The following is a 23646-nucleotide window of genomic DNA, read 5'->3' as shown; positions in this document are numbered from 1 at the left end:
TGCACCTCTCAGAGGTCCGTCGGTTCGGACTGCCCGCTGTGCATCAGTGTGAGCGAGGCAAGCAGTCGAAACATGCGGTGATTATTCAATCGGCGGGACAGCTCCCAACTCTGTATGGCTGCCTGCAGAGACTCTTGGATCCGTCCGCGATTGAAGTGGTAGATCGACAGCTGGTACAGCAGACGCGCGTAACGGTTGCGGCTGACCTGCTTGGAATAGGCATTGTCCTGCAGTTCCAGAATCTGCTCCAGGTCGATAGGGAAACGCAGGAGCCATTCATCAATGGAGATCCCAAAATCGTTGGCCGTCTTAAGGAGTACAATCAGACCGGATACGATATCCTTCGGATGCTTATCCAGCAGATCGACAAATTCCGGAAGTACATCGAGGTTACCATCCATCAGCCGGCAGCCGAGACGGTTAGCCTGGGCGAACAAGGCGAGCTTGGCGGCGATGCCCCTCTCACGGTCGGCGGGCTCTTCCAGCCAACCGAGATTTTCGTAGTACTGCGAGTAAGTCTCGGCTTCACGGAAAGCACCTCTTTCACAAAGCGCGATCTGCTTCAAGACGTAACCGTGACTGTAATAGACAGCCGGAGACAAGTTCAACGGCTGTTCCGGTTGAAACGTATGGGAAGGGCGGATCTCTTCCGTTCCGAACAGACGCAGGCAGAGAGCAATCAGTTCGTCCGCCAGTATTTCCAATTCATTTGCGTCCATTCGATTGAGACAGAGACTGCCCAGAATCGTTAACGCCTCCAGTTTAAGGTCGTCCGGCAGATCATCGCGATAAGGCAGAAAAGTGTTGAGTTCCCTTGTATTATTCTCCTCGTCTTCAGTGAGCCGCAGGAGAAAGAGGCGGTAACAGCAAATAGCATTTTCTATTGAGCGGCGGTCGCCTTTATAAATCAGCAGATACTCATATAAACGTTCGGTGAAGGGATTCGTTCCTTTTTTATTTTGACGCTCCGCAATTTCGAACAATAGAGGCAGATAGCGGGGTTCGCCATTCAATCTGCTGAGCACCGCTTCGATACAAGAGAGTTGGCCAAGCTCCAGACAGCGCTCTAAGAATGGTTCGATTCGGGTACGATTTGGCTTTCCGCCAAAAAAACATTCATCGATATACAGGTCGAAAAAGACGTCTTCCGGTAGGGAGAGCGCTTCGGTAATGCTCGTTAGGTGATGAAAAGACATCGGGCTGTATCCCGACGTTCCACCGACAAAAATCAGGCTGAGCGCTCCGCGGGAAACACCCGATTTTTCCGATAATGCGGAGAAGTTGAACCCCAACTTTCTCATCATCTGTCTGATAGCCGATCGTAGGGAATGGGCAGTCTGCATGTGGGGCACCTCGGTCAGAAATGTGAAGAAGCCAACCTGGTGGATGGCGGATTGGAGTTAAATTGTACGTGGCGATAAGGGTATGTCATTACATAACAGGGTAGGAACTTGTCGGAAGTATCGACTAAGCTTTAACTCATATAGATTCTTCGCAATTAAATGATTATAAACCAAGATAGCGAACAAATTGTGACATATCTTTAATATCTACTAGGCAGGAAGGTGTAAGCCCGCTTTTAGGCAGAATTATTTTGGTTTGTAGATTCGTCACAATAGTTATAGAGGGCGGTTAGAGAGGCTAAAAGCTGAAAGTGATGTTGATTATTAATGGTTTGAGAAAGGGTCCAGCAGTTGATCGCCGTATCCAAAGACTCTTGAATCCGTCCGGCATTAAAGTGGTAAATGGCCAAATGGTAGAGCATATAAGAAATATCGTTACGTTGAATCATCTCTATGTAATAGCTCTGTGTATCTTCAGACCACTCATCGAAACGAGCTTCAACACGTTTTAAGAATGGGTCGATCGAAAATTCGAATTCATTTGCAGCTTGTAAAATTGTAATTAAGCCTCTGATCAATTCTTTAGGATGTTCCTCAAGAAAATTCATATATTCGGGCAGTATACTTAAGTCGCCTTGAAGAAGCTTGAAAGTACATTCATTTGCTTTTGCAAAAAGGGAGAGTTTCTCTATTTCTTCTTTAGCTATAGCGCTGCCATCGTCAAACCAATATAGGGCTTCATAATTTTTACAATAAAATTGAGCTGTTTGGAATTGCCCTAACCCTTCCAAGCTGGATTGTTTCGACAAGTATCCTCGTCCGTAATACACGACAGGATGGCGTTCAAGAAGAGGGACATAATGCGCAATGTTTTTAGTGTTTGGAAAATCTTCAGTACCGAATAGTTCAATGCAAATCGAAATTAATTCATTGGCAAACAAGTCACGCTCTTCATACTGCTGCTGATTGGAGAGAACATTAAGCACACTAATTAAAGCATCTAAATTTAGGTGCGTCGGTAAATAGGATTTATAGGGCAGGAAGCGATACAACAGGTGAAGATTATGGTCGCTGTCTATCGATAATTGCAAACGAAAAATTCTATAGTGACAGACGGCAAGCAATGAGATTGAAACTTCTGTATTTGCACCTGTAATCCAATGATACAGAAATAAGGCGGCTTCTTTGCATTTCTCTTTGTTAAGCTGCTCTGCAACGTCGAATACGACAGGAATGTAGCTTGGAGTTTCACTTAATTTTTCAATTATCCTTTTTGAGTGATCATGAAGCCCGAGCTCGCCGCAGCGGCATAACAGCTTTACGATTCTGCTTTTATTCAGGTTTTCTTCGTTGAAGTATTCATCTATGTACAAGTCGAAAAAGTGTTCTTCTGCGTAACCGAGAGCCAATGTTATTTTGATCAACTGTTCAACGGATATCGGTTTTGGTTCTTTTTCTCTAAAGATTAGACTGAGTGTACTTCGGGTCAGGCCTGATTTTTTGGCAAACTGGGACATCGAAGAATATGTGCTTAGAATTTCTTTCGATAGCATAGAGCCAAGCGAAGTGGTGTTTCCCATGATGACCTCCAGTAAGCTGCTTTTCAATGGTAGATTGACAGCTGCTTGCAGCGTAATTGATTTATTATAAGCTGCAGCAGCGAAACGTTTGTAACATATATTTAATATCTAATCAGAAAACTTAGGAAAATGGAGTAAGGGTTGGAAACCTATAAGTGATCATCATAACTACAAGCTGCAGATAATGAAGCCAGTTCGCGAAAATGTCGTGTGTTATTCAAGCCTTCCGAAACCATGAGAGCTTGCATCGAAAACTTGGAAGCGAGTGTTTGTCGGCCTCTTTTGGCGTGATAATTGGCAATTTGATAATATAACGCAGCCAAACGATTTAAATTGAAGAGCTCTCCATAGTAATTGTTTTTATCTTTCGTAAAGATTAAAGGCATAAGTTTTGTGAGCAGAGAGTCTATGGAAAAACCATATCGATTAGCAGATTCCAGAATAGTCAGCAAACTAGGTAAGACTTCGTAAGGATGTTGTTCCAAAAAGAAACTGTAATCCTTTAAAACGGAAGTGTTTCCTTTAAGAATGGCTAGGTTAAAGCGGTTAGCTCGCGCCCAATGACTGAACTTCCGAACTTCCTCCCATCCTAGTTTATCGAGATTAGGAAACCAGCTCAGATCTTGGTAACCTTCGATATAAAGTTCTGCTTCACTGTATTTTCCTTGGTGTTCAAGTGCATTGCCTTTTTGTAAATATCCTTGGCCGTAGTAAACAACAGGATGACGTTCTGTCGGAAAGAATTCTTTAATACATTTATTTGCATACATGCGTTCAACTAATTCTCGAAGCCGATCTGCATAGAATTCCATCTCAGACCACTTGGCAAGATTGAAATAGATGTTGGTTAACTGAAGGTAACCGTCAAGCAAATAATGTTCGGGCAGCCAGCAGTGAACTTGTTCAAACTCCAAGGCTAATCGAAAATTTTTGTCATTGTCATTACTGCTAATAGATGTGAGAAACAACCCATAATAGGCAACAGCGGCACGCTCGGCTTTTAAGTTGTACGCATTTTTAACAATCCATTGAAAAAGCGGCTTTGCATGATTACGTTTTGAAGAATGTAAAAATTGTTCGGACACATCTAGAACGATTTGCAAATGATGCGCCCTGATATCGAAATCAAGTCGGAACAGAATATTTTCAATGCAATCCTGTCTGTTTAATTCTACGCATTCACTTAGAAGGGGCATTAGTCTGCTTCGACTGACCTTACTGCCGTGGAAACATTCATCTATGTAAAAATAAAAGAAATGGTCTTTCGGATGATTGAGTGCGTTAGTGATCTTGATTAATTGATCAAAAGGCATGGCTTTTGGAGTATTCCTATGGAAAAATAAGCTGAATCTGCTTCGATGAATTCCGGCTTTTTCGGCAAATGCAGCAAAAGAGAGGAATTTGGACTCGATCTCTGAGCGCAGAAGTTCGCGTAACGAAGATGTCGGATTCATGTTGATTTCGCTCCTTAAGATATATAGGTACAAAAATATGCCGCTATGCGAGTTGAGCGCATAGCGGCATATTTTAAAACTTACTTAGCTTACGTCACCATGAATCATTGTTGTAAAGGCAGGGCCTTCGTTAACCGATACTTTATGCACTGGGGAGATCGATAAGAATAGAGCTGCAGACAAAACTAGAATAACGCCAGCAATAGATTTACGCATTATGATACATCTCCTTCATTAACGTTTCATATTTTTTATTTTGAGTCGGGGTGGAAAACCTTCGAAACTCTTCAAAAAAAGGGATGCACTTCATTAAAATGTTCTTATTACGTATTTTAACGGAGGATTGAAAGACTTGTAAAGAGTAATCTATCGCTGTAACATACTTTTCCTTTCGGGCGTAATATACGGCAAGTTCATAAAAAACATTCAATGTTATACGAGTTATAGTGGTCTGATTATAGTACTTCCCTTCAACTTTAAGCACTTGATTAATGTCTGTAAGATAGGGGGAAAACTGAAGAATAACCTGATCCACAAAAAAGTAATGTTGATTGGCAGATTTAATTATGGCTAAAAGACCATGAAGAGTTTCTTGAGGATTAGATTCCAAAAATTCTGCATACTCATCTAAATACTCTGTATTGCCCATTAGAATTTCCAGATTCAGTTTATTGGCTTTTGCAAAAAGTTTGAATTTTTCTACTTCTCTCAGTGAAGCATCGTCCATTCCTTCGAACCAACTCAAGTCAGCATATTTTTCATTATAGCTTTTAGCTTCCTCATACTTGCCCTGTGCCTCCAGGATACCTTGTTTGATTAAATATCCTTGTCCATAGTATTTGACTAAGGGACGTTCGGTAAGCAAAGATTCATATTTTTTTGTCTTATTTCTCTTGGCCTTTTCGTTCTCATATACGGTCGACGAGAACTCAATCAATTCATCCGCATACTGTTCTGCGATTTCCAAACGCTCAAGAGTGTAATAAACGTACATTAGGTGCAGCAGACCGTCCAGCCGATGGTTATCGGGAAGTTTTCCGCAGAAAGGTTCAAAACGAAATGCTGCCCGTAGACTCTGGTCGTTATTGACTCCGATCGAAGCTCGAAACAACCGATAATGGCTGATCGCCAGCCGCTCCGAATGATGGTACTTCTCGTTCTCCACCACACATTCGTAGAAGATCAGCGACTCTTGGATTTTGCCCGAAGTGAACAGTGTCTCTGCAATTTCGAAAATCATGGATACATGCTTAAGATCTTCAAGCAGGCGAGACAGCACTTCACGGATACAGTCCGTTCGTCCCAGTTCGGCGCAGCGGATCAAGAAGGGCTCGACACGGCGTCGGTTAGGTTTGCCGTCGTAGAAGCACTCTTCAATATAGAGGTCGAACATCCAGCCTTCCGGTTTGCCGAATGCGCGGGTTATCGCTTCCATCTGATTGAGCGAGATCGGCTTCGGCGGACTGCCGTTGAGAATCGCGCTGAAAATCCCCCGGTTGATACCGGATAGTTCGCCGAAACTGGAAAAGTTCATTCCGAGTTCTGCGATCCCTTTTTCAATTTCGGAACGGAGAGTAATTGTCATTTCCATGTCTGCACCTCGCTCGCGCTGCTAAAATCCATTTGAACTTTTAGCTTCTCATATAATTCTTTTAATACTAGTAATTTACAATATACAGGAATAAACAAAAGAAGGTCAATCGATTTTACTAGGGAAGATGTAGAAGGGGAGTGAACGGGAAAAGCTTTGGTAGAAGGGTTTTTTATAGATTTTGTTAACTAGAAGCACTTATTGGTATTGTACATTGTTTTATATATCGGAGGAAGACAATAAATATGATAGTAATTTTGAACAGAAGTGAATATAAGTATTTTCAGGGGTAAGAAGAAGAGTGTAAAATCCCCTGGCTTTGCTTATGGCGTTTTGGTGACGTGCGGTTGCAATTTTGCGTCCGGAGAGCGAAAATAGGTGGAAAGAAGCAGGGGAGGGCAAAGCTTTTGGCGAAGAGACTGGAAGGCAAACGCGTCGCGATAACCGGTCCGCGCAAGGCGGAGGAACTAAGCAAAATCGTGCAAAATATGGGAGGCACGGCATTGATTCGCCCTGCTCAAGGAACAGTATTTCTGGACGAACCCGAGCTGGGAGGCGGAATCTCGGAGTGGATTCGTCTGAAGCCGGATTGGTCTTTGCTCACAACAGGAATGGGACTTGAAGCGTTAATGAATACAGCACAGGAAATGGAGCTGGCGGAAGCATTTATGGCAGCGATTGCGCATTCGAAGATTGCGGCGCGCGGATACAAAACGGCGAATGCACTCAAGAAGCGCGGACTGACTCCTCTTGTGCGGGATGACGACGGCAGTACGGAAGGGCTGACCCGGCAGTTGGAAGAGTACGACTTTGCCGACAGCAGCGTCATGCTTCAACTGCATGGCGATCCGGCTCCGAAGCTCGTGGAATGGCTGGAAAGCCGCGGCGCATCTGTACGAACGGTACTTCCGTATCGTCATATTGCGCCGCCGGAAGAACAGCTGCAGCAGCTGCTGGATGATATTTTGGCACACCGGGTGGACGCGGTAACGTTCACAAGCGGCCCGCAGGTACGATTTCTGATTCAGCATGCGGCGGCTGCGGGCCTGGAAGACGCGCTGCGCGCTTCTTTCGAAAACGAGGTGGTTGCGGTAGCGGTGGGGAAAGTTACAGCCCAATCGATTCGCGAAGAAGGAATTTCCCGGGTAATTGCGCCTAAAGAAGAGCGAATGGGAAGCATGATGGTCGAGTTGGCGAAGTATTATGCGGCTTCCCGAACGGAACAGACGGATAGCAGAGAAGAAGAACAGCCGGAAGAAAGAGTCTGAGTTCCGCGATTGCAGGGACCGGACAGAGCAAGCGAACGTATTCCATTTGAAAACGGAGGAATCATTCATGAGTGATCTGTTGAAAAAGGCATTGTCGCTGGGAATCGGTCTGACTGTAGCAAGCAAGGAAAAGGTAGAAAAAGTGGTTGATGATCTGGTGAAAAAAGGCGAAATCGCTCCTTCCGAGTCGAAGGCGGTCGTCAGCAAGCTGATCGAGCGGGGAGAAGAAGAACGTTCAGCAATTAAAGGTATGGTTCAAGAGCAGGTACGGCGTGTGCTGCAGGATCTTGATGTGCCGGCCGGCAGCGACGTAGTCAGCCTTGAGCAGCGTATTGCTGTATTGGAGCAGCGCGTAACGGAACTGGAAGGCGCCAAGCCGGCGATAACGGCGGACCCGGCCGCGGAAAAGAATAACAACCGTCCGGGCATTTCCGGGGAAATGACGGCGGAGTAAGATGGCTGTCCATATCCGCCATGCCGGCCGCTACCGGGAAATCGCGGTCGCATTAATCCGGCACGGCTTCGGCTATATGGTCGAGGAGATGGGACTGACGCGAGTGCTGCGTCTGCCTATGAGCTGGATTCGGCGCGAAGCGCCGGAAACGAAAACGCTGGGGGAACGTATTCGGCTTGTGTTCGAAGAGCTCGGGCCGACGTTTATCAAGTTGGGACAGCTGGCGAGCACCCGCTCGGATCTGCTCCCGGCTTCGGTTGTGCAGGAGCTGTCGAAGCTGCAGGACGATGTGCCTCCCTTCGGAGCGGAGGAAGCGAGACGAATCGTAGAGCTGGAACTCGGCTGTCCGATTGAGGACGTAATGAGCGACTTCTCGGTGCAGCCGATTGCGGCGGCTTCAATTGGGCAGGTACACAGCGCCCGCTTGTCGGACAGCGGTCGCCGCATCGCGATCAAGGTGCAGCGTCCCGGAGTCAAGAGACTCGTTACACGGGATCTGGAAATTCTGCACGATCTGGTCGGACTGGGCGTGAAGCGCTGGGAATGGGTCAATCGCTATCAAATGCCTCAGCTTGTCGAGGAATTTTCACGCTCGATGGAAGCGGAGCTGGATTACACATCGGAAGCGCGCAATATGGAGCGAATATCAAAGCAGTTTCAGCAGGACAAGCATATCCACGTACCCGAAGTCTTCTGGGATTATACGTCTGAACGAGTGCTGACGATGAGTTATGTGGAAGGAATCAAGCCTGTTAATCGACAGCAGCTTGAGCTGAAAGGTTACGATGTTAAAAATATCGCGTCGCTGATCGTGAACGCCGTGCTTAATCAGATCTTTATCGCCGGATTTTTCCATGCGGACCCTCATCCGGGGAATTTACTGATTATGAAAGACGGCTCCGTTACGTTTCTCGATTTTGGTATGGTCGGTCGCTTAAGTTCGGATATGCGTGAACATCTTGCTTCGCTCGTTATTGCTCTGATGAGACAGGATACGCCCGCAATGGTACGTGCGATCGGACGAATGGGCATGCTGCCGGATGAAACGGATGTGACTGCACTGCGCCGGGACCTGGATCGTCTGCGTGAACGATACTATAACGTGCCTTTCTCTGAGGTCAATCTGGGCCAGGTCGTCAACGACTTCTTTACGACGGCCAGACAGCACGGTATCGGCATTCCTTCCGATCTGCTGCTGCTTGGCAAAGCACTCGTAACGACGGAAGGAATGATCGAGCAGCTTGACCCTACGCTCAGCATCGTGACGCTGGCAGAACCTTTCGGCCGCAAGCTGGCTCGGGAGAAGCTCGGTCCGGCCCGACTCGGCCGCAAGGTAGTCAGCGGAGCGATTGGGCTGAGCGATTCTCTGGCAGGCCTGCCAGACCGGCTGCGGCACCTCACTTCGTTTATTAGCGGGGGACGGGTGAAGATGGAGATCGAAGTGCCGGAGCTGCGCCGGGTGGCCAAAGGAATGGATCGGCTTGTCAATCGGCTTGCGTTCAGTATCGTACTGCTAGGATTCTGCATTGTAATGGCCGGACTGGTCGTCGGAGCGGCGGTCGCCGGTAAAGAGACAGTCATTTGGAATTATCCAATTATTGAAATGGGTTTGGTTGTAGCGGTTTTGATGGTGCTGTGGCTGCTGCTGTCCATTTTCAGGTCGGGCAGGTTCTGATGGTAGAAGACAATGACAGACCGATTAAGCGTATAAAAGCTTAAGTGTTAAGTGTATAGAAGTATTAAGTGTAAAAGTATGAATACCTTCTGAAAATCCCGAAAATGAAAGCTTCGTTTGCAAACTTTCCAAAAAGTCGGGATTGAGCGAGGTTTGCTGCCCAAAAAGCCGGAAATCGCCTTCAATCTCCTTTTTGCGCTGCTTTTCTCCAGTAGCCGTGTCTCTTCGAATTCTGTATAATGAGGGTCTTGACTACAACGGACCCGAGTTTTTCTGAAAGGGGAAAGCTCTACAACAGGATACAGATGAAGCGAGTTTCGCAGAAGCTTCGCTAAATCGCACGTTTTTTCAAAACGCGATAAGAAAGAGGATGGTTATGGAGCTTAGAAGGCAATGGTTTGGCAATGTTCGAGGTGACATCTTATCAGGGATTACGGTAGCGCTTGCTCTTATCCCGGAAGCAATCGGATTTTCGATCGTTGCGGGTGTTGATCCGATCGTAGGACTGCATGCTTCCATCGTGATTGCGATCGTGATCGCTTTCGTCGGCGGACGTGCAGGGATGATCTCGGCAGCGACAGGTGCGATGGCGGTATTGATGGGCAGTTTGTACCGCGATTACGGAATGGAATATTTGCTGGCAGCCGGCGTATTGGCAGGCATTATTCAAGTGCTGCTCGGGGTATTTGGTATTGGACGGTTTATTACATTTATTCCGAAGCCCGTCATGACGGGCTTTGTTAATGCGCTGGCTATTATTATTTTTATGGCGCAAATTCCACAGTTCGTCGGTGCCGGACCTGCGATGTATATCGTAGTGGCAGGGACGCTTGCAATTATTTATATTTTGCCCCGGTTTACCAAAGCCGTTCCGGCACCCTTGGTGGCAATTATTGTGATGTCGCTTGTCGCAGTCTGGATGAATCTCGATGTCAAGACGGTTGGGGAAATGGGGGAGCTCGGCAGTACGCCGCCGATGTTCCATATTCCACAGATCGATCTGACATGGAATATGTTCATGGTCATTTTGCCGGTATCAATCTCGCTTGCGCTAGTCGGTCTGCTTGAGTCGCTGCTGACAGCCACTATTGTGGATGATATGACAGAGACCAAAAGTAATAAGAATGTCGAAGCACGCGGACAGGGCATCGCAAATATCGTAACCGGATTTTTCGGCGGTATGGCGGGCTGTGCCATGATCGGACAGTCGGTCATCAATATCAAATCGGGCGGCCGCGGACGTTTGTCTACCTTTACGGCAGGCGCTTTTCTGCTGGTGCTTCTGGTGCTGCTCGGTGATATCGTCCGTCAAATTCCACTGGCGGCGCTGGTCGGCGTCATGATTATGGTCTCGATCGGTACGTTCGATTGGAGTTCGCTGTATCGGATGCGCAAAATCCCGCTCGCCGATACAATCGTAATGTTGGTTGTAGTAGGTATTGTTGTGGCGACGGATAATCTATCGATCGGCGTAGGCGTAGGCGTCGTGCTGTGTACACTGCACTTCGGCTGGAAAATTGCCAAGCTCAAGGTGACATCGGAAACCGTTGACGGGGTAAAAAGTTATGAGGTGCACGGGCAGATGTTCTTCGGAACAGCTTCGCATTTCGTAAACCATTTTACGCCGGCGAACGATCCGGATCGAGTGGTAATCGACTTCTCGCATTCGCATGTATGGGATCACTCGGCCGCTTCGGCGGTCTCCAGAGTCAAATTCGAGTATTACAAGTTGGGTAAGCAGGTTGAGATTCGCGGGCTGAATAATGAGAGCCATGCGACAATTGAAAAATCGGGACTTTCCGCGCCTTCGGGCCATTAATTTCGGAAAAGGGGGTATCCGTCATGGCGGGTGCCCCTTCTTTTGGAATCCGCGTACGCGCGGATGCCAGCATCGCGGAAGCAGTCCCCATACGGAGGAATAAGAACATGACAACATTTAAAGATTTGGGGATCGCTCCCGAGGTGCTGGACCGTTTGCAAGGACAAGGAATTACGGTGCCGACTCCGGTACAGAAAGCTTCGCTGCCGCTCGCGCTCGCGGGACGCGATTTGATGGTTCAGGCGCAGACGGGTACAGGCAAGACGCTGGCTTTCATTCTGCCGATTCTGCATAAAATTGCAGCCGGCCGCGAATGGAACGACGGCGGACGCTCGGAAGGCATGGGTCTTCCACCCGCGCTGGTTGTAGCACCGACACGTGAACTGGCGCTGCAGATCACGGTTGAAGCGCGCAAAATGGCCGGACCGGAAATACGAATTCTGTCCGTTTACGGCGGTCAGGACGTGGAAGCGCAACTGCACAAGCTGAAAAGCGGCTGCGATCTGGTTATTGGTACGCCTGGACGGCTGCTCGACCATATCCGCCGAGAGACCCTGAAGCTCAGCCGCGTGAAGACGCTGGTATTGGACGAAGCGGATCAGATGCTGCATATGGGCTTTTTGAAAGAAGTGCAGTCAATTATTGAAGCAACGCCGCCTTCCCGCCAAACGATGCTGTTCTCGGCAACGCTGCCGGATAATGTGCGTCACCTGGCAGGGGCTTACACGAAAGATGCCGAGCAGATCAGCATCACGCCTGCGGAGAAGGTTCCGGCACGCAATATTCGCCAGATCGCGCTTGAATGCACGGATCGCAACAAATACGATGCACTCAAGTTTCTGATCAACCGCGACAATCCGTATCTGGCGGTTGTATTCTGCCGGACGAAGCGCCGGGCTTCGAAGCTGAACGAAGAACTTCAGCTGGAAGGCTACAATTCTGCAGAACTGCACGGGGACTTGTCTCAGAATAAACGGGAACAGGTCATGCGCGCATTCCGTGATGCACGTCTGCAAATCCTGATTGCGACAGATGTCGCGGCACGCGGCCTTGACGTAGAAGGCGTCTCGCACGTGTTCAACTTCGATATTCCGCAGGATACGGACAGCTATATCCACCGGATCGGTCGTACGGGCCGTGCCGGCGATAAAGGCTTGGCGTATACGTTTGTAACGCAGCGCGAGCAAAGCACACTGGATCTGATCGAAGCTGCGACCAAGCAGCGTCCGGAACGCGTCGTCTTCCAAAACGGCGGTGTGATTCGAGTGGCTGACGCGACGCGTCGGCCGAGTGAAGGTCGGGAAAGCCGTGAGAGCCGGGAAGGCTCTGTCAAAGGCGGTGCAAGACGCGGCACGCGGCGCGTAGCCGGCGGCGAAGATCGCGCCGGACGCGACGGCGCGGGTGCCAACCGCCGCGGCGGCAGTTCCCGCGGCGAAGGCACAGGCCGTGTCAGCGCGCGCAGCGGCGAAGGCGGCCGTACGGGCGGCAGCGAAAGCGGCCGTGGAAGCCGCACGGGCGAGACAGGCCGCAGCGGCGGCTACTCGCGCGGCGGGGGTTCCGACCGCGGCGGCCAGGGCCGCGGGGGCAAAGGCGGCTCCGGCGGTGCAGGCCGCAGTGACAACGGCAGTAAAGGCGGCGGTCGAGGCTCTGATTCGAGCAGCGGGCGCGGCCGCCGGCGTTAAGCGGTTCGTGAGAAGTGACGAAGGCGCAGCCTCACTCATTCGGATGGGTGCCTTGTTTTCGGAGGAAATGCATCTGTACAATCAAGTGTTTTCTTATAAATAATTTCTCATAAATCCATTCTCAGCAAAACGAGCCCCGGACTTAGGTCCGGGGCTCGTTTTTTAAATTTTCGTACATTTTATCCATGAGTCCACGGAACTGCGAGCGCTCTTCTTCCGTGAAATTGCCGAACGTCAGATTATCGATTTCCTGAGCTGCTTCATGAACCTGCATAGAAATGCTGCGGCCTTGCGGTGTCAGACGTATTCTCCATACTCGCTGGTCGGCCGGATCGGCGAAACGCTCGATAAAGCCCGCCTGCTCAAGACGGGTGAGCATAACCGTAAGGGTAGCGGGCTTAATGTGCATTTGTTCCGCTAGTTCTTTTTGGTTCAACCCTTCGTGACTCGACAGAATAAAAAAAAGCGGAGCTTGTCCGGGATGAATGCCAAGCGACTGGTTTACAGTATGCATCCGGCGGTGATGGGCACGAAGCGTTCGAATGAATAGACGCGTCAATTCTATAGGATTGGATGGCACAGGCATTCTCCTTTTTAACTTGAAGACGTACATTCAGGTATACCAGAGAGAAGAATCGGACGTCAATGAATATCGGTTGTTTGCGGTTTTCTTTAATTGTAATGACTTCCACAAAAAAGTGTTCTTTTATCTGAATTTAGCAAAAATTGTTTTTTACTATCAGACCTTATTATAGAAAAGTAAGCATGAGAGAGAAGGTGACTGTATTGGCTTACAATTCTTACCGTAGCGAAGAACCGTTGTACACCATGATCGAGCATTTGCGACATGAATTGCTGAAGATCACGGAGCATAAAAGTTTTTGTGACCGGGACGTTGTCGAGTTAAGCCAGCGGTTGGACGCTTATATTGTGCTCGCGCAGCGACAGAAGTCGGAAAGATCCGCAACGGAAGAGCTGCGACATGCTGTTTATTAGGAATCAGTAAGTGTCTGAAGATTTTTTATTGAAAAAAACTTATAGTGACGCTGAAGCTGTACCATGCAACCTTGTTAAAAACCGTTTTGTCAAAATGAATGGATTCCGGCCCCACCGATCCGTCTTTTGATCAAAGCGGTTTTTTTCTGCTTCTATATTTAAGTTTACGGTTAAATAGGCCTGCTTGTATTCATATGGGTTGACTCGAGCTCATTTATTTAATAAAAAGGATCCAAGATGTCTTGTAAATACGAGAAAAGGAGTCATGTTTACATTTTTTATTTTTTTATTTTTTTGTTATCTTGATGTCGCTTCGCTTTACAGTTACAATAAATCTAGCGCCTTACCTATATTTGAGGAAAGATTAATATTGGATTTTTAGTAAGCTTTTAAGCGTAAAGTAGAAATTAACCTGAATATGCGATACTGCCTATTAAATAAATTTTCGGGTTAAACTCTAATTTCACATAGAGAGGAATTCAAAATGAAGGATACCGGTATGATTCGTAGTTTGGACAGTCTCGGGCGGATCGTGATCCCAAGCGAAATTCGAGGGACACGAAATATCGAGATCGGTGATTCGTTGGAATTTTTCGTAACAGACGACGGCATGCTTGTTATGCGCAAGTACAAGTCGACAGAATGTTCGTTCTGCCGCACTCTTGATAGTGTCGTCTATTACAAAGACCAGTTTATATGTGCTTCATGCTTGGAGGAACTCAAGGACGCGCCGGTAGTACCGGTGCATCATGCACCAACGATTGACGATTCCGCTTCCAAGAAGAGAGTGCGGGTGTCGGATATGCTGCCTCGTCTGGAACAGGCTCTGATCGATCACCCGGAAGCCAGCCAAAGCGAGATTGCCCAGATGTTGGGTATCAGCCAAAGCCGGGTCAGTCAGCTTAAGAAGCAGCTCAAGTACAAGGCCTAACAAGCTTCCAAACTACCGATCCTGTACAGCTTCCGAATGGAAGAGGTCCGAAAGCCAAGGGGGCTTTCGGGCCTTTTTGTTATGTTCGTAAAAAAAGACACGTCAAATTTAACTTGACATATGATAATGATTATCAGTATCTTAAACTGTAATGAAGAAACCGTGAAGATCCGATGATACCTGATGAAGGGTATAACCATGAGACCTCCGAGTGCTTGATCTCCATTATGTATATAGACACTAACGTTGAATGCATGGCCCAGACTTTTCGGAAGGGAATGATTCGCTCTATGTTCCGTTTAAGCACATCAAATCTTGATATTGCCTATGAGGATCGATTGATCGTCAAGGATCTTAATATTGAAATTCCGCAAGGGAAGATTACGGCGCTGGTCGGAGCTAACGGTTCCGGGAAATCGACGATTTTGAAGACAATGGCACGCCTGATGCGTCCGAAGAACGGCAGTGTACTGCTGGACGGCAAGTCGATTCACAAGCAGTCTACCCGCGAAGTGGCGAAACAGCTGGCCATTCTGCCGCAGACCCCGACCGCTCCGGAAGGTCTTACCGTTACCGAGCTGGTATCCTATGGCCGTTTTCCGCATCAAAAAGGTTTTGGCGCATTGAAAACCGAAGATAAAAAAGTAGTCGAATGGGCGCTGGATGTAACCGGCATGCGCGAATTCCATGATCGTCCGATTGATCAGCTGTCCGGTGGACAGCGTCAGAGAGCCTGGATTGCGATGGCACTGGCGCAGGAAACCGATATTCTGTTTCTCGATGAGCCGACTACTTATTTGGATATGGCGCATCAACTGGAAGTTCTTCAATTACTGCACGACTTGAACAAAACGGAGGGTCGAACCATTGTTATGGTTGTGCACGATCTCAACCATGCTTCGCGTTTTGCTCAACATATGATCGCAATCAAGCATGGCGAGGCTTTGGCTGCCGGAACACCGCTTGAAGTTATGTGCCCGCTTGTCATGCACGAAGTATTTGGCATCGAAGCCGACATCGTAACCGATCCGCGTACCGGCGTGCCGTTGTGTCTGCCTTATGCGCTGTACGCGCTGTCTGAAGATCAGCGCAAGCGCGAGAACGCTGCGGAATCGTTTGGCCAGCAGATGGGCGAGGAGACGCTTCGCACAGCTTCGCAATAACCTTTGTTCTTATAAACCGGTATTCTATGAAAACCCGTATTTCGGCCGCTGCTGCCGATTGCGGGTTTTCATATGCAAACGGAGTGCAGGTCTATGACGAAAAGTACGTTATTTAAGGCAACAGAGCTTGAAAAACAAGTGAATTGTGTCCACTATGTGAAATCATGATCAAAGTAGTGGTTTTCTCTTGCAATGTGAAATAAATCACAGTATAATAGAATTATCAGGTGAACGAATTCACAACCTCGCCTGAACGATAAGGTGAACAAATTCACAACTTAGAGGTCGTATCCGGGAAACAGTCGTTTTTTATACGGCACTATGTAACGTTTTTCACAAATGGCTCATGTATTCAAGAACTTTATCCTATAAAATAATTTACTGGAGGAATTCATTCATGAAAATCGCAGTTATTGGTTGTACGCATGCAGGAACCGCCGCTATCGTTCGCACCGCTAAGCTCTACCCGGATGCAGAGATTACGGTTTATGAGCGCAACGACAATATCTCTTTCCTCTCGTGCGGTATTGCATTGTACGTCGGTGGCGTAGTCAAAGACCCTAATGGACTGTTCTATTCTTCCCCGGAACATCTGGCAGCGCTGGGCGTAGATACCCGGATGCGGCATGAAGTGCTGAACGTCGACGCTGCAGGCAAGAGCCTCACAGTTCGTAACCTGGAGACAGGCGAAGAATTCGGCGATACGTTTGACAAGCTGATTGTGACAACAGGTTCGTGGCCGATTATTCCGAAGTTTGAAGGGATCGAGCTGGACAACATCATCCTGTCGAAGAACTTCAATCACTCCAACACAATTATCGAAAAAGCAAAAACAGCGAAACGTGTCGTTGTCATCGGTGCCGGTTATATCGGGGTCGAGCTGGTTGAAGCATTTGAGATGAACGGCAAAGAAGTGACACTGATCGACGCGGAAAAGCGCATCCTGAGCAAATATCTGGATGCCGAGTTTACAGACCGTATCGAAGACTCGTTGGAAGAGCAGGGCATCAAGCTGGCGCTGGACGAGAAAGTTGTACGTTTTGAAGGCCAAGCCGGTAAAGTACAAAAAGTCGTAACGACCAAAGGTGAGCATGAAGCGGATCTGGTTATTCTGTGCATCGGCTTCCGTCCAAACACCGAGCTGCTCAAAGGTCAGGTCGACATGCTGCCGAATGGCGCGATCCTTGTCGACAACTATATGGAAACAAGCGTTCAAGACATTTATGCTGCCGGCGACAGCTGTGCAATCCGTTACAATCCGACCGGCAAAGCCGCGTATATCCCGCTTGCAACCAATGCCGTGCGTATGGGTACACTTGTCGCGCTGAATCTGGTCGAGAAGAAGATTGCCTATATGGGTACTCAAGGCACCAGCGGTATCAAAATTTATGAAGATAATATTGCAGCCACCGGTATGACTGAAGCTGCGGCGCTGGAAGCGGGTCTCGACGTAGCAACAGCGACGTTTGAAGACAACTATCGTCCGGAGTTCATGCCGGAATTTGAGAAAGCGACTTTCAAGATCGTATTCGAAAAAGACAGCCGCCGCATCGTAGGTGCGCAGCTCATGTCCAAAGTGGATCTGACCCAATCGATCAATACGCTGTCGGTCTGCATCCAGAACAAGATGACTGTCGAAGAGCTTGCCTTCGTAGACTTCTTCTTCCAGCCGCATTACAACAAGCCTTGGAACTATCTGAACTCGCTTGGCTTTGCCGCGATGGACGCGCAGCCTGCTTCCGAACGCGAAGAAAGAGCCGCTCGTTCGGTGAAAGAAGAAACAAACGTATAATTCCAACCCCTTTCGATTGGGAGCGGCGGTTTCGTTCCCAATCTTTCTCATAGATTAATGAAAAGCCCGCCTACAGGCGGGCTTTTCATGTTTTCCGTCGGTGTACCACAGCGGAATGTTCCGGCGGAAATCTTCAAAGTCCGCCCCAATCATCTCCGACCGCTTCAACGTATCGGTAATCTCCGGTTCTCCGAACGGGATAGCCCAGACAATAGCAAACATGCACTCTATTGAGCGTTTTATGAGGTTTGTCACGTACTGGCTTGCCGCTCTGCGCTAAAATGGGGTACAACGTGAAACGTTCGAATTTTAGCGATAAGGAGATGACAACAATGGCTTATCACAAACCGCCGCAAATTGCGGAAGTCACAGTCGAGAACGGCACGAAGAAAGCCCACAGCCGCCTTTCTTCCGTCTTGATTCTCGGGTTCTTGGCCGGGGCGTTTATTGCTTTGGGTTTCTTGTTGGATATCCGGGTTATTGCCGACACACCGCCAGAATGGGGCAGTATGGCCAATTTTGTAGGAGCAGCCGTATTTCCGGTCGGGCTTGTTTTGGTTCTGTTGGCCGGCGGAGAGCTGCTGACCGGCAATATGATGGCTGTGCCGCTGGCTCGTTGGGCACGCCGGATTACGACTGGCGATATGATCAAAAATCTGGTACTGATTACGATCGCGAATTTTGCCGGTGCTCTCTTTGTCGCCTACTTTTTTGGACATATCGTCGGCTTGACCGCTTCGGGTCCGTATCTGGAGAAGCTGGTCGATATGGCCGGTCACAAGATTGACAGCACTTTTCTCCAATCGTTCATTTCCGGAATCGGCTGCAATTGGCTTGTCGCATTGGCGGTTTGGCTCAGCTATGGAGCGGACAATATGAGCGGGAAAATTATCGGCATCTGGTTTCCTACAATGGCCTTCGTGGCAATCGGGTTCCAGCACGTTGTCGCGAACATGTTCCTGATTCCGGCTGCGATCTTCGAAGGCCACTTTACTTGGGGACAATATTTCGGTAATTTCGTACCGGTCTGGCTCGGCAATCTGACTGGCGGAGCAATCTTCGTTGGTGCCGCTTATTGGGCTGCTTATTTATGCAAATGGGAATCCGCAAGCGCGGACAGGGTCCGGCAGGGTACGTATGACACCCAAGGGATGAAAAAGCACGCCTGATCGCTTGAGTATCAGTATCCAATCGGCAATCGGCGCGGTGAGCGTCTATTCTGTCAAAAACCTTATCCGGTCGTATGAGCGTCTGGATAAGGTTTTTTGTGCTGCACAAACCTATCGGCTTTTACGAAAAGGAGAAAAAGAACGGAAATTTTCTGCCCTTTTTCTAAATAGTCTTCCCCATTATGCTGGGGATATCGGAAACATAACTTCGACAGTTTAATATTCAAGCCGAACATCTGCATGATTCAAGAGATCCACGATTCAAGGGAATCAATGAATATGTTCAGCCGTTTTATAGATCAAATAACGAAGGAGGAAACCTTATGCATCCTTATTTAATGGAGAAACTGATGGAAGAGGAGAAACGGCGTATTCGGGAAGTCGAACGGACACATTGGAGAAAAGGAGGAGAAGACGGGGAGCGCAGACGCTGGAGATGGGGGCGGAACGACAATGAAAATGGAAAACGCCGCTAAAGCGTTTTTCGGCATTGGCAGCTTGGAACTGTTGGCTGTGCAGGGGAAGAAGGCTCCACCGCACGGCGAAGCCTTTTCCGTAAAGTATCAAGATCAAAATGCTAAGTACGTTCTTTCTGATTCTAAGTACGTTCCTCGGTCAAAATTTGCGGAACGTCCGGTATGCGGTACGAGTCCAGAAGATCAAGCAGTTCCCCAGGCTGTTCCGCTGTCAGCATCATCTTGCGATGCTGCGGAGTAACGAAGCCTTCGCCGGTCATTCTGTCGAACAGAGCAATTAGAGGATCGTAGTAGCCCCCCGCATTCAGTACACCGGTCGGCTTGCTGTGAAGACCCAGCTGCGCCCATGTGAAAATCTCGAAATATTCCTCCATCGTGCCGGAACCGCCGGGCAGCGTAACAAAGCCTTCGGCGAGTTCGGCCATTTTGGCTTTGCGCTCGTGCATGGAATCGACCATGATCAGTTCGGTCAGACCGGGATGGGCGATTTCGCGCGCCTGCATAAAATGCGGCAGCACACCGATAGCCTGTCCTCCGCCTTCCAGTACGGCATTGGCGACAGCGCCCATTAACCCTACGCGGGAACCGCCGTATACAAGGGTAATTCCCCTGTTTGCCATTTCACGTCCCAGCGCATATGCGCTCTCCATGTAGACGGGCGAAGCGCCTTCTCTCGAACCGCAGAATACCGCAATGCTGTTTGGCATGATGAAGTCTCCTTTTTGTCGGGAATCGATAAGAATTGGTACGTCAGCCTCAATATAGCACAGCGGCAGAGGAGCGAACAGACCGAACTTTCAAGTGAAAAGAATGTGAAAATTGAGACGGATCTTAAAATCGATCTTGAAGCTAATCTTGAAGTCGGTATGTCGAGGCTTGATACGTCCAGAGTCGACATGGTCTTTTGGACGTCAAAGCCGCTGTCCGCTTCTTCTGCGTATCAAAACTGCCAGGTATACAGCGATTTGCCGTCTTGATCGAGTCCTTCGATATATTGAATGTCCCGGTCACGCTCAGTGGGAATCAGGTAAGTGATTTGATCTTCCGCAATCGGAATTTGACGGGTGCCGTCTTCAAAATGCATGACGATCTCACGGATGCGCTCATCGTTGACGCTTCCTCCGGTCCAATCAAAGAACTCATTTTCTTTGCCTCGGATCCCCATCGAGCCATTACCGGGAACGAACGGAAGAATTTTGTCTCCATCTTTTAAATCGTGAGAAAAGTTCAGCGATTGGTAAATATACGTGTCTCCTTCATGTTTGGCGAGAATGATGCCCATATACTTTTCGCCTTTGTACACATAAGGAAATGACCCTAGCGCGTAGCCGTTCTCATTGAGTTCGGCGTCGACATGGACGTCTTCTACAAGGTGCTTGTATTCATAACCGGCAGCCCGCTTGGCGATAGAAGAGAGCGACTTGCCCGAAATTTTATGTTTGGGTCCGGACCAAGAGTAGCTGTATGTTTGCTTAGGGGATATGTCTATTTCATTCGGATCACCCATCGATTCTGCTTCCGGCACATTCTCCCACGCCTGCCTTGGTTCGGTCTCGCCACCTTTTTTCCACTTGTAACCGAGAAAAGCCGAGGCGTAACCGACAGAAGGACGCTGCTGATCAGGATAGCGTTTCACTTGAATGACCCGGTCGGTGATCAAGCCACCGGCACGTTCAACCGGCGAGCAGGCGGTCAGCACAAGCAGACAGAGTGCGGCGGGAATCCAGACTTTTTTGCTGAGCAAAGTATTCTCCTCCTTCATCCTGTGATGTGGGTTATATGGTTTTGTCCAATAGACGCACCTGGAGAAGGAAAAGTTGGACAAAATAAATTCGCCTTCACAAGTCCGGGGGAAGGATCTTGTGAAGGCGAATTTCGGGAGTGGTCCATGATATGGCAGCAGGAACAGTTCATGAAGGGGACATCACTTACTGCCTAATTGCCAATGCTTTTTAATACCCCGGAGTCCGCTGGATTGAAACACTCATATCGCGGATTCACGGAAATATTTTGCGAGAAAATTATGCTACAATAAAGGCCGGAAAGAAATCACGATTCGACAACGGAAAGGAGCCGTCCGTCATGAACATGACCGAACGGCCGAACGGCGTGTTTCCGGCGGTCTGCCCACTGGATTGTCCGGACACCTGCGGCCTGCTGCTGCACAAAGAAAATGGAAAAATCGTCAAGGTAACCGGCAATCCCGATCATCCCGCTACCCGGGGAGCGATCTGTAATAAAGTACGCCACATGGCCGAACGGGTTCATCATCCCGAGCGTCTGAAATATCCGATGAAGCGTTCCGGTCCCAAGGGCTCAGGAGAGTTTGTCCGTATATCTTGGTCGGAAGCGATTTCGGAAATTGCGGATAAATTCCGCGAAATGTCCACGGAGTACGGACCGGAATCCATATTGCCGTACAGCTTCTACGGTAATATGGGTGTGCTGAATGCGGAAGGCATGGACCGCCGCTTTTTTGCCCGTCTCGGTGCATCGAAGCTCGCGTATACGATCTGCAACTCGGCCGGCAATGCCGGATGGAAGCATACAATGGGATTCGGCGGAGGCTCAAGTCCCGAAGATACGCTCAAAGCCAAGCTGTTTATCGTATGGGGCGGCAATATCGTCAGTACCAGCATGCATCAAGCTGTACTGATGGAACAGGCCCGCAAGAACGGAGCCAAAGTCGTCGTCATCGACGTGCACAAAAATTTGACCGGACGGCGCGCCGACTGGTTTATTCCGCTGTATCCGGGCACTGATACGGCATTGGCACTCGGTCTGATGCACGTGCTGTTCGACCGGGGGCTGACGGATGAAAAGTTTTTGGCCCAGTATACGCTGGGACATGAAGAACTGCGTGAGCATGTGAAGGCCTATACGCCGGAACGGGTGTCGCGGATTACGGGCGTTCCGGCGGAAGATATCATCCGTCTGGCTCTCCTGTACGGCGAGACGTCGCCGAGCCATATTCATATCGGCAACGGGCTGCAGCATCATGATAACGGCGGCATGGCGGTACGTACGGTAGCCTGCCTGCCGGCACTGACCGGTCAATGGGTTCGCGGCGGGGGGGCAATGAAGTCCAACGGCGCTTATGCATCGCTAAATGACGAAGCTCTGCAGCGGCCGGATCTGCGGGTCAATCCGGGCGTACGCACAATTAATATGAATAAGTTGGCCGATGCGCTGCTGACGCTTACGCCGAAGGTGAGAGGGCTGTTCGTTTTCGGCAGCAATCCCGCAGTAGTTGCACCCGAAGCGGAGCGTGTACGACAAGGTCTGATGCGAGAAGATTTGTTTACGGTCGTGCACGAGCTGTTCATGACCGACACGGCGAAATACGCCGATATCGTACTGCCGGCGACATCGAGCTTCGAAAATACCGATCTCTACACCTCATATTGGCATCACTATGTTCAGCTCCAAGAGCCGGTGATCCAGCCGATCGGCGAGAGTAAAAGCAATTTCGACATGTTCAAGATGCTGGCCGAAGAGATGGGGTTTGCGGAAGAAGCCTTCCGTGAGGACGAGGAGTCCGTGATTTGTGCCGCGTTGGACAATCCAGACAACCCTTATCTGAACGGAGTAACGCTGAATCGTCTGAAGGAAGAGCGTTTTGCAGAGCTGGACATGTCTCCCAAGCAGGAGTATCTTAACCGACTGACGACTCCTTCCGGCAAAATCGAGCTGTATTCGGACACTTTAAAAGCACTTGGCCTTCCGCCGCTTCCTACTTATATGCCGCTTGAAGAAGGCTTTGATGGGGAAAATCGAAGTACGCGAAATACCGCTTATCCGCTAATGTTCGTCAGCCCGCCGAATCATAATTTCCTGAATTCGACGTTTGCGAACGTACACAAGCATCAATCAATGGAAAAGGAACCTCTGCTTCAGATCCACCCGCAGGATGCGGAAGCACGCGGGATCGAAGACGGACAGTTTGTTGAAGTGTATAACGATCGCGGTGTGTATACTTTGAAAGCTTCCGTTACGGAGCTGATGCTGCCTGGAACGGTTGTAAGTCAGGGCCTGTGGTGGAACAATACTGCGGAAGGCTCCGCAAAACAGGGAGGAGCCGGCATAAGGGGAATTTCCGGCCGTCGACTGGCTAATGCGCTGACCTCATCCCGAACTGCCGATATGGGCGGCGGTGCGACCTTTTTCTCTACGACGGTTGAAGTGCGGCTGGCAGCGGGAGCCGAGGCGTTAGCGAAGCCCGACTGAGTACACTGCGTTCAGCAGGGATCAGG

At 49.1% G+C, this 23646-nt stretch carries 19 protein-coding genes; 12 read left to right on the top strand and 7 right to left on the bottom strand.

Translation table 11 applies throughout. The annotated features are described in order from the left end of the window. Positions 1-8: 8 nt before the first annotated feature. From F456_RS0109825 to F456_RS0109810, 4 genes are all read right to left on the bottom strand, one after another. Positions 9-1343, bottom strand: coding sequence for a hypothetical protein (locus tag F456_RS0109825; protein WP_018976852.1), 1335 nt, complete (start codon positions 1341-1343; stop codon positions 9-11). Between the two features lie 236 nt (positions 1344-1579). Further along, positions 1580-2923 (bottom strand): helix-turn-helix domain-containing protein, encoded by a 1344-nt coding sequence (locus tag F456_RS0109820; RefSeq protein WP_018976851.1) that lies wholly within the window; start codon positions 2921-2923, stop codon positions 1580-1582. Positions 2924-3072: 149 nt separating this feature from the next. Then, positions 3073-4377: a hypothetical protein gene (locus tag F456_RS22260; RefSeq protein ID WP_018976850.1), complete on the bottom strand. Its 1305-nt coding sequence runs from the start codon at positions 4375-4377 to the stop codon at positions 3073-3075. A gap of 208 nt (positions 4378-4585) precedes the next feature. Continuing rightward, entirely contained in the window at positions 4586-5968 is a 1383-nt protein-coding gene (locus F456_RS0109810) for a hypothetical protein (protein WP_018976849.1), read from the bottom strand. A 407-nt stretch (positions 5969-6375) separates the two neighbouring features. Between F456_RS0109810 and F456_RS0109805 the strand changes: the two genes are divergently transcribed. The 5 genes from F456_RS0109805 (at position 6376) to F456_RS0109785 (ending at position 12866) form a co-directional block, all read left to right on the top strand. Further along, positions 6376-7236 (top strand): uroporphyrinogen-III synthase, encoded by an 861-nt coding sequence (locus F456_RS0109805; protein WP_018976848.1) that lies wholly within the window; start codon positions 6376-6378, stop codon positions 7234-7236. Between the two features lie 67 nt (positions 7237-7303). Further along, entirely contained in the window at positions 7304-7690 is a 387-nt protein-coding gene (locus F456_RS0109800) for a phasin family protein (protein WP_018976847.1), read from the top strand. A 1-nt stretch (position 7691) separates the two neighbouring features. Further along, a complete protein-coding gene (locus F456_RS0109795) occupies positions 7692-9365 on the top strand; it encodes an ABC1 kinase family protein (protein WP_018976846.1) in 1674 nt (557 codons plus the stop codon). A 376-nt stretch (positions 9366-9741) separates the two neighbouring features. Next, a complete protein-coding gene (locus F456_RS0109790) occupies positions 9742-11184 on the top strand; it encodes a SulP family inorganic anion transporter (protein ID WP_018976845.1) in 1443 nt (480 codons plus the stop codon). Positions 11185-11291: 107 nt separating this feature from the next. Continuing rightward, a complete protein-coding gene (locus F456_RS0109785; RefSeq protein WP_026293782.1) occupies positions 11292-12866 on the top strand; it encodes a DEAD/DEAH box helicase in 1575 nt (524 codons plus the stop codon). Between the two features lie 142 nt (positions 12867-13008). On the opposite strand, the gene F456_RS0109780 is transcribed toward F456_RS0109785, so the two are convergent. Then, positions 13009-13446: a MarR family winged helix-turn-helix transcriptional regulator gene (locus tag F456_RS0109780; protein WP_018976843.1), complete on the bottom strand. Its 438-nt coding sequence runs from the start codon at positions 13444-13446 to the stop codon at positions 13009-13011. A 185-nt stretch (positions 13447-13631) separates the two neighbouring features. Here F456_RS0109780 and F456_RS22255 point away from each other — a divergent pair, with 185 nt between their 5' ends. The 6 genes from F456_RS22255 (at position 13632) to F456_RS24290 (ending at position 19393) form a co-directional block, all read left to right on the top strand. Next, entirely contained in the window at positions 13632-13862 is a 231-nt protein-coding gene (locus tag F456_RS22255; protein WP_083923602.1) for an aspartyl-phosphate phosphatase Spo0E family protein, read from the top strand. 484 nt (positions 13863-14346) lie between these two features. After that, the gene (locus tag F456_RS0109770; RefSeq protein ID WP_018976841.1) at positions 14347-14793 is read left to right on the top strand and encodes an AbrB/MazE/SpoVT family DNA-binding domain-containing protein; all 447 of its coding nucleotides are present in this window, start codon (positions 14347-14349) and stop codon (positions 14791-14793) included. 290 nt (positions 14794-15083) lie between these two features. After that, positions 15084-15956: an ABC transporter ATP-binding protein gene (locus F456_RS0109760; RefSeq protein WP_018976839.1), complete on the top strand. Its 873-nt coding sequence runs from the start codon at positions 15084-15086 to the stop codon at positions 15954-15956. Positions 15957-16353: 397 nt separating this feature from the next. Then, a complete protein-coding gene (locus F456_RS0109755; protein ID WP_018976838.1) occupies positions 16354-17748 on the top strand; it encodes an FAD-dependent oxidoreductase in 1395 nt (464 codons plus the stop codon). A 332-nt stretch (positions 17749-18080) separates the two neighbouring features. Next, on the top strand, positions 18081-18917 hold the full coding sequence (locus F456_RS0109745) for a formate/nitrite transporter family protein (protein WP_018976836.1): 837 nt from the start codon (positions 18081-18083) through the stop codon (positions 18915-18917). A 323-nt stretch (positions 18918-19240) separates the two neighbouring features. Continuing rightward, complete coding sequence (locus F456_RS24290; protein WP_018976835.1) at positions 19241-19393, top strand: hypothetical protein; 153 nt, start codon at positions 19241-19243, stop codon at positions 19391-19393. A gap of 122 nt (positions 19394-19515) precedes the next feature. Here the strand turns inward: F456_RS24290 and F456_RS0109735 are convergent, their stop codons facing one another. Both F456_RS0109735 and F456_RS0109730 read right to left on the bottom strand, forming a co-directional pair. Continuing rightward, entirely contained in the window at positions 19516-20100 is a 585-nt protein-coding gene (locus F456_RS0109735) for an LOG family protein (RefSeq protein ID WP_018976834.1), read from the bottom strand. A 233-nt stretch (positions 20101-20333) separates the two neighbouring features. Continuing rightward, positions 20334-21137: a hypothetical protein gene (locus F456_RS0109730; RefSeq protein ID WP_018976833.1), complete on the bottom strand. Its 804-nt coding sequence runs from the start codon at positions 21135-21137 to the stop codon at positions 20334-20336. Between the two features lie 344 nt (positions 21138-21481). Here F456_RS0109730 and F456_RS0109725 point away from each other — a divergent pair, with 344 nt between their 5' ends. Further along, entirely contained in the window at positions 21482-23620 is a 2139-nt protein-coding gene (locus F456_RS0109725; RefSeq protein ID WP_051086728.1) for a molybdopterin-containing oxidoreductase family protein, read from the top strand. Positions 23621-23646: the final 26 nt, after the last annotated feature.

The organism is Saccharibacillus kuerlensis DSM 22868 (genome assembly GCF_000378145.1).
GTDB lineage: Bacteria > Bacillota > Bacilli > Paenibacillales > Paenibacillaceae > Saccharibacillus > Saccharibacillus kuerlensis.
This window is presented reverse-complemented; position numbering and strand designations above follow the sequence as displayed.

Bases quoted from the DNA above. Each gene is read 5' to 3' on its own strand.
- F456_RS0109825 (WP_018976852.1), bottom strand. From the start codon at position 1,343: ATGCAGACTGCCCATTCCCTACGATCGGCTATCAGACAGATGATGAGA.
- F456_RS0109820 (WP_018976851.1), bottom strand. From the start codon at position 2,923: ATGGGAAACACCACTTCGCTTGGCTCTATGCTATCGAAAGAAATTCTA.
- F456_RS22260 (WP_018976850.1), bottom strand. From the start codon at position 4,377: ATGAATCCGACATCTTCGTTACGCGAACTTCTGCGCTCAGAGATCGAG.
- F456_RS0109810 (WP_018976849.1), bottom strand. From the start codon at position 5,968: ATGGAAATGACAATTACTCTCCGTTCCGAAATTGAAAAAGGGATCGCA.
- F456_RS0109800 (WP_018976847.1), top strand. From the start codon at position 7,304: ATGAGTGATCTGTTGAAAAAGGCATTGTCGCTGGGAATCGGTCTGACT.
- F456_RS0109795 (WP_018976846.1), top strand. From the start codon at position 7,692: ATGGCTGTCCATATCCGCCATGCCGGCCGCTACCGGGAAATCGCGGTC.
- F456_RS0109790 (WP_018976845.1), top strand. From the start codon at position 9,742: ATGGAGCTTAGAAGGCAATGGTTTGGCAATGTTCGAGGTGACATCTTA.
- F456_RS0109785 (WP_026293782.1), top strand. From the start codon at position 11,292: ATGACAACATTTAAAGATTTGGGGATCGCTCCCGAGGTGCTGGACCGT.
- F456_RS22255 (WP_083923602.1), top strand. From the start codon at position 13,632: ATGAGAGAGAAGGTGACTGTATTGGCTTACAATTCTTACCGTAGCGAA.
- F456_RS0109770 (WP_018976841.1), top strand. From the start codon at position 14,347: ATGAAGGATACCGGTATGATTCGTAGTTTGGACAGTCTCGGGCGGATC.
- F456_RS0109760 (WP_018976839.1), top strand. From the start codon at position 15,084: ATGTTCCGTTTAAGCACATCAAATCTTGATATTGCCTATGAGGATCGA.
- F456_RS0109755 (WP_018976838.1), top strand. From the start codon at position 16,354: ATGAAAATCGCAGTTATTGGTTGTACGCATGCAGGAACCGCCGCTATC.
- F456_RS0109745 (WP_018976836.1), top strand. From the start codon at position 18,081: ATGGCTTATCACAAACCGCCGCAAATTGCGGAAGTCACAGTCGAGAAC.
- F456_RS24290 (WP_018976835.1), top strand. From the start codon at position 19,241: ATGCATCCTTATTTAATGGAGAAACTGATGGAAGAGGAGAAACGGCGT.
- F456_RS0109735 (WP_018976834.1), bottom strand. From the start codon at position 20,100: ATGCCAAACAGCATTGCGGTATTCTGCGGTTCGAGAGAAGGCGCTTCG.
- F456_RS0109725 (WP_051086728.1), top strand. From the start codon at position 21,482: ATGACCGAACGGCCGAACGGCGTGTTTCCGGCGGTCTGCCCACTGGAT.